7 protein-coding genes are annotated in these 6,485 nt (G+C 29.5%); 4 read left to right on the forward strand and 3 right to left on the reverse strand.

All coding sequences use genetic code 11. The annotated features are described in order from the left end of the window. The first annotated feature begins 152 nt into the window (after window positions 1-152). A complete protein-coding gene (locus CD111_RS12205) occupies window positions 153-1,163 on the forward strand; it encodes a cation diffusion facilitator family transporter (protein ID WP_095088102.1) in 1,011 nt (336 codons plus the stop codon). A gap of 1 nt (window position 1,164) precedes the next feature. Beyond that, window positions 1,165-1,350, forward strand: a complete 186-nt coding sequence (locus tag CD111_RS12210; protein ID WP_095088104.1) for a 2-hydroxymuconate tautomerase — start codon at window positions 1,165-1,167, stop codon at window positions 1,348-1,350. Between the two features lie 59 nt (window positions 1,351-1,409). Here CD111_RS12210 and CD111_RS12215 read toward each other — a convergent pair whose 3' ends face one another. Beyond that, complete coding sequence (locus CD111_RS12215) at window positions 1,410-2,387, reverse strand: LCP family protein (protein ID WP_095088106.1); 978 nt, start codon at window positions 2,385-2,387, stop codon at window positions 1,410-1,412. A gap of 153 nt (window positions 2,388-2,540) precedes the next feature. On the opposite strand from CD111_RS12215, the gene msrA reads away from it, so the two are divergent. Both msrA and CD111_RS12225 read left to right on the forward strand, forming a co-directional pair. Next, on the forward strand, window positions 2,541-3,044 hold the full coding sequence (gene msrA / locus CD111_RS12220) for a peptide-methionine (S)-S-oxide reductase MsrA (RefSeq protein ID WP_095088108.1): 504 nt from the start codon (window positions 2,541-2,543) through the stop codon (window positions 3,042-3,044). 10 nt (window positions 3,045-3,054) lie between these two features. Then, window positions 3,055-3,672, forward strand: a complete 618-nt coding sequence (locus tag CD111_RS12225) for a DedA family protein (protein WP_095088110.1) — start codon at window positions 3,055-3,057, stop codon at window positions 3,670-3,672. Window positions 3,673-3,729: 57 nt separating this feature from the next. On the opposite strand, the gene mprF is transcribed toward CD111_RS12225, so the two are convergent. Both mprF and CD111_RS12800 read right to left on the reverse strand, forming a co-directional pair. Further along, window positions 3,730-6,261, reverse strand: coding sequence for a bifunctional lysylphosphatidylglycerol flippase/synthetase MprF (gene mprF / locus CD111_RS12230; RefSeq protein WP_095088112.1), 2,532 nt, complete (start codon window positions 6,259-6,261; stop codon window positions 3,730-3,732). 137 nt (window positions 6,262-6,398) lie between these two features. Further along, a partial coding sequence (locus CD111_RS12800; protein ID WP_240610516.1) for a hypothetical protein occupies window positions 6,399-6,485 on the reverse strand: 87 nt, incomplete at its 5' end.

A 6,485-nucleotide genomic window follows, 5' to 3' on the forward strand; every position in this document is an offset into this window, starting at 1 on the left:
GTATAGCACATTTCTTAAATATAGGTTTACTATTTTTTAAAAAAACAATTATAGTTTACATAATAAAGTTATGATAATTTATAACTTTAATTTTTTTTAAAATTTTTTCGTTTAAATGATATAATTAAATAAAGATTATATAGGAGGTATTTATGACAAATTTTATTAATTTATTAAAAAAAGGCAGTAAATCTTCATTTTCTGCTGCAATCGTTAATCTTATTCTTGGGATATTAAAGATGTTTGCATTTATTTTCACTGGTAATATTGCGATGTTTGCTGAGATGATGCATTCTTTCGGTGATGCAGCAAACCAACTATTTGTATTTTTAGGCTCTGCCTTTTCTAAACGTAGTCCAAATGAAAAATTCCCGCTCGGTTATGGACGACTCATTAATTTAGTTTGTTTAATTGCTGTTATAATTGTAGGTATTTTATCTTATGAAACAGTTAAAGAAGGTATTCACCATATAGTTCACCCAAATAGTACTGAAAGTTCTCTACTATTTTTCTGGATTAATGTAGGTGTTTTAGCCGTTGGTATCATTCTTGAAGGTAGCGTTTTACGAAAAGCAGGTATGGAAATTTTAGAAGAAGCTGGAGAGGAACATCATAATTTCTTAGCACCTTTTACGAAAAGTTATGCTTTACTTGGAAAAGCTAAGCCAGCTACTAAATTAGTATTTATGGAAGATACAGTTGCAACTGGTGGTGGCGTAATTGCTGTCCTATCTATTATAATAGCTCGTTTAACAGGTCTAGGTATGCTAGAAGGAATTGCATCAGTTATCATAGGTATTATGATGTTTATCATTGTAGGCATCATATTTATTGAGAATGCACAAGGCGTTTTAGGCATTGCAGATCATGAAACAGAAATCCATGCTTCTAGAGTGATATTAGATGAAAAATCTGTTGCAGATATTAAAAGACTAGCCGTAATTAAAGAAGGAGAAGCGTTACATATTGAAGCTTTATTAGAAGTAAATCAAAACTTTACACTAAAAGAGTTGTCAAATATAAGAAAACGCATTATATTAAAATTGTTACAATTGTCACACGTTGAAGATGTAAATATCGAATTTATCGAAGACGACGGACAACAAGACTGGAATGGAGATACTGGACCATCCGCTAATATACAATATGATAAGGAGCGTTAATATGCCAATCGTGAATATTAAGTTAATTGAAGGCAGAACAGATGAACAGTTAAGAGGACTCGTAAACGATGTTACCGAAGCAGTCCATAAAAATGCAAAAGCACCAAAAGAAAATATCCATGTCATTATTGAAGAAATGAAACCAGAACATTATGGTGTTGCTGGTGTACGTAAATCAGATCAATAAAATAGAATAAACAAAAAACTGCCAATCAAGTCAAAGACTTGTTGGCAGTTTTTATTACATTAATCATTTAAAAACTTTTTGATTTCTTCCTTATTCTTTTCTTTATCGATTCTAAGGATTGCGCCGTTTTCAATATCGGTATCATTTGTATATGAACCTTTAACTGGTACTGTTAATGTCTGTATATCTTTATCTCCTCTAGCTATAAAGCTAGCTCCCGTTTTATAAATAGTTTGGTCATCTAAATTTGTATTTACATAACCTCTTGCAATACCTGCGATTTTTGGTGCTTTAACGACTGAACTTAAGCTCATTAATTCAGATTTGAGTCCTGTCATAACCTGTTGTTGTCTTCGTACACGTCCAAAATCACCTTCTTGGTCATGTCTATATCTCGCATAACCTAATAATTCTTTCCCGTTCAAATTATGTTGGCCTTTTTTCAGTGAAACACCGATTTTTTCAGACATATCCTTTTCAACATTGATAGGGACACCATTTGGTGCAATTTCATCTACCATTTGCTCAAACCCATCAAAATCGATGATTGCATAATATTCAGGATCAATATCTAAATTTTTCTTCAATGTTTTACGAAGTAACTCTGGTCCACCTAAAGAATATGCGGTATTAATTTTGTAATTGCGATAACCACCTGGAATTTCTGAATAAATATCTCTCATAACTGATACAATTTTGAGATCTTTCTTCAAATAGTCATATTGAACAATCATAATAGAATCTGTTCTCGGTTGTGAATTATCAACTTTACGGTCTTCCCCTAATACAAGAACATTTATTTTACCATCATTTCTAGTTGAACTATGAAATTTATGTAGCTGATGCTTCTTGCCGTGTGCAGTCGATACTTTAAGACCTGATTTGTAAGAAGCATTTATATAAAAACCTAGTCCAATTAAAATCAAAATGATACCTAAAATAATAAAAGGCGTCTTTTTAACCTTTTTTTTCTTTCTTCTTTTTGGAACATTGCTTTTGCGTTCTTCTTCTATTTCGGATTGTTTTTCCAAAGTCATTGTTACCAGCCTTTTATCTTCAAAATTGACATTAAGTGTATTATAATTAATGTCATACATTAAGTTAAACAATTTATTATTTAAAAATCAAGAAAAATTGTAGTGTATTTTAAAAATAAGACTTGAGACTGAATAAAGGATGGTAAAATTATAATGAATATGAACAAAGCCTATTTTGCAGGCGGATGCTTTTGGTGTATGGTCAAACCATTCGATGAATATGAAGGAATAGATAAAGTTACATCAGGTTATATGGGAGGCACTACAAAAAACCCAACTTATGAAGAAGTGAAAACGGGAGATACTGGACATTTAGAAGTAGTTGAAATTCAATATGATGTCGCCTTATTCTCTTATAATCGACTTCTAGAAATATATTTTGCAATAATAGACCCTACTGATGCATACGGCCAATACCAAGATCGTGGAACACAATATCAAACAGCAATTTTTTATACGAATGACGATCAAAGAAAACTTGCTGAATCATATATTGAAGATTTCAATAAAAAACTACCTGAGGGTCAATCAGTTGTCACAAAACTTTTACCTTATCAAACTTTTTATGAAGCTGAAACTTATCATCAAGATTTTTATAAGAAAAATCCAGAAAGATATCAACATGAACAAAAAATCAGAAATGATTTGAAAAAATAAGGAGACTACAATGGAACAATGGATTACTGATTTTATGACTCAATATGGATATGTCGGTGTATTTATACTTGTATTTTTAGAATATGTCATACACCCTTTCCCTTCGGAAATTATATTAACATTCGCTGGATTTATGACCAATCAATCAAATTTAAACATATTAATTGTTTGTATCATTACCGTTATAGCAGCAGTGTTAGGATCACTCGTTCTTTACGCAGTTGGCGCATTGATAGGTGAAGAAAGATTATATCGATTTATTGATAAACGTGGTCGACTTATTGGCATTAAAACAAAAGACTTAGACAAAACTGTAAATTGGTTAAATAAATATGGTCATTGGGCAATATTTATTGGAAGATTTATTCCGATTGTAAGAACTTTAATATCTTTACCTGCTGGTATAACTAGAATGAACGTACCAGTCTTTATATTACTTACTGCAATTGGTACAGGTATGTGGAATATCTTCTTAATTATGCTTGGTAGAACTTTAGGAAATCATTGGCATCAAATCCTTGTATATGTTGGCATGTATTCTAAAATATTTATCATTATCATCGCAATAGCAGTTATTTATCTCGTTTATTTATGGTTTAAACGTATTAAGCATACACGAGAACATTAAATATAAAAAAGGCACAATCTATTTGGTTATAATAGATTGTGCCTTTTTATGATCCGATTAGTTTTGTTTATGATTAATTGTTAATGCTACTCGAATGACATTCCATAAAAGTGAACTATACTTTCTATAAACTAAATATCTAGGTTCCCATTCAGGATAGAATTTTTGTTTATAATTTCTCAAACCTTGGAAACTATAAAATCCATTCATATTTTCGAAAACTTTGGCAGCAAATTTTTCTCTTAAATATGCATGTTTACTATGTCCAACATTAGATAAAGTAGCCATACCCATATTAAATTGTTTATAACCATTTTCTTTAGCCCATAAAAGCATATGGATATATAAACTATCCATCATTGAGACGTCTACATCTTTATTCCAACGTATTAAATCTATTGAAATAGATTCATTATAATGTGTATACATCAATGAACAAAAACCTAATATTTCTTGTTCTTTATTACGTAAAACACCTATTGGTGCTTTGTTTAAATAATCTAACTGAAATGCACCAACTGAAAAACTCATTTCTTTTTTATTACCTAACCAATTATCGCTTATTGTTTTAAGCTTATTAACATTTTCTTCACTTAAAGGTGTATCTAAAATTTCAAATACATAACCTTCAGATTCTAATTTATTGAATGTCGCACGCATACCACGTTTTTTCTTGCCAGACAAACTGAAAGATTCTAAATCGATTAACGCTTCTTCACCTAGCTTGAAGAAAATATTGCCGTAATCGTGATAAAGTGACAACAAATTACTTTGTACTTGGTAGAATATAACGTCTTGACCTAGAAAATGCATTTGATCATAAAAATCTAGAAGTAACTGATTAAATTTATCTTTATTACCTATAGGATCCCCTAATACAATGACGGCATTCATTTTGTGTCGATACATCAAGAAGACATCTTTATCTTCATTTACAAAAAATGATTTATCTCCTGTGAATGCCAAATGACTCACATATGACCCACCATGCGTATTAATAATCTCTTCTATTGTTTCATATGATGTGTCTGTATATAATTGCTTTTGATACTTCTTAGATAGAATGAATGAAATCGCAATACCGATTAACAATAACAATGCTAATACTATCCAAAACAGTGTAAATACCGCATATTTATCAAACTTAGTGACTTCATGTGGATATATATTTAAATAGTTTACCGTAACAATTCTATTGAATATGAACAACACGACAATGACTAATGCACTTAATAATACTTTCAATGGAGTTACTATTTTTTTTACGACTATAGCATTTTTATACCCAATAAATAATAACACTAATAATATAGCTAACCATAAAAATCCAATAATTGTACCATTTGATAATATTGAAACTACCATCATAACCATTGTAGATATAATACTCATCAATAATGATCTCATAGTGCCTGACATAACACCTTTAGAACATATTAATAATAATAATGTTGCAGCTGTATGTAATGCCAATAAAATTGAATAAAAAGCATAATGATGTGAGTAAATCGCATCGTATAGTATAAATATATGTTTGAAATATAATACAAATCCAGTAATACCTGACAATAAACCTAGCGCTAGTGTTGGGATTTTAGTCATAACATCTCTTTGCACAGATTTAATAAATGAAGTTGTATCTACAGCTGGTGTATAAAATTTACTATCCTCAATATATTGTTTAGCAATACTACCAAACTCAAATGTAGATAATCCTAAAGCAATAATGAATGGGAAGAAATAATATGCAACTCTATATAATAATAAAGCCAATAATACTTGTTCTTCCGGCACACCTAACGATTTAATACCCAATAATATAACTAAGTCAAATGCACCAAATCCACCTGGAATCATACTAACTAATCCTGAAAGTGCAGCAATTACAAATATACCGACTAAATGTGTATATTGTACATGTATATTTAAAGCTAGTAATATCACATATAATAAATAACTTGCAGCTAACCATTCAAGTGCAGAAACAATTGTAAATTTAATACCTAAAAGTTTATCATTACTAATTGCTGGCTTTACAATCGTTACGATAATAAATAATGGCAAAAATATACTCGCCAAATAAATGATAATATTTGCCCAAGATATTTGGTCTAGTAAAGTGTCTACTTTAAACACATGTAATACAATCAATAAACAAAGTAAACTTAATCCACTTAACATAGAAACTAAAAGAACAGATACACCTTTGATCAGTTCTTTCTTATTATTTAGAGCATTTCGATATGAATAAACCCGTAAACCTGCCCCTATTAATCCACCAAATCCAAGTACACTATTGAACGTATTAATAATGAAACTAATAGATAGAATTTTATATACTGGTAAATTAATTTTGAGACTATATTTAAGCATAATGTCATATAATGATAAGACTAATACAGAAAATATACCTAATATAATAATCCCGACAAATGCGAAGGTATCCATATTTCTAAATAATACGACAGTTTTCTTGAAATTAATTTTAGATAATTCATTGTTTAAAACATAAATTACTACACTAAATATTAAAAGTATAAATATAACTTTTAAAAGTGACATAACTCTTTTTCGATTTAATAAATTCATATGTTAACCTCACCCTTATTTATATACCAAATAATACCATACTATAATAAATATTTACATTGATTATTAGTCTCGCCATTACATAGAAACAAAAAAATAATAGAAAAACAGGAAAATCATCCTGTTTTTCTATTATTCTAATTTTCTTTTTCAATATTAACTTCATCATCTTTAAATTCATATGGACCTGCGTCATCTATATAAAATCTATTATATCGTCTTTT

Origin of the sequence: Mammaliicoccus stepanovicii, from assembly GCF_002902525.1 — a bacterium.
GTDB classification, from domain to species: domain Bacteria; phylum Bacillota; class Bacilli; order Staphylococcales; family Staphylococcaceae; genus Mammaliicoccus; species Mammaliicoccus stepanovicii.

Coding starts and splice junctions, on each gene's coding strand:
- CD111_RS12205 (WP_095088102.1), top strand. CDS start 153: ATGACAAATTTTATTAATTTATTAAAAAAAGGCAGTAAATCTTCATTT.
- CD111_RS12210 (WP_095088104.1), top strand. CDS start 1,165: ATGCCAATCGTGAATATTAAGTTAATTGAAGGCAGAACAGATGAACAG.
- CD111_RS12215 (WP_095088106.1), bottom strand. CDS start 2,387: ATGACTTTGGAAAAACAATCCGAAATAGAAGAAGAACGCAAAAGCAAT.
- msrA (WP_095088108.1), top strand. CDS start 2,541: ATGAATATGAACAAAGCCTATTTTGCAGGCGGATGCTTTTGGTGTATG.
- CD111_RS12225 (WP_095088110.1), top strand. CDS start 3,055: ATGGAACAATGGATTACTGATTTTATGACTCAATATGGATATGTCGGT.
- mprF (WP_095088112.1), bottom strand. CDS start 6,261: ATGAATTTATTAAATCGAAAAAGAGTTATGTCACTTTTAAAAGTTATA.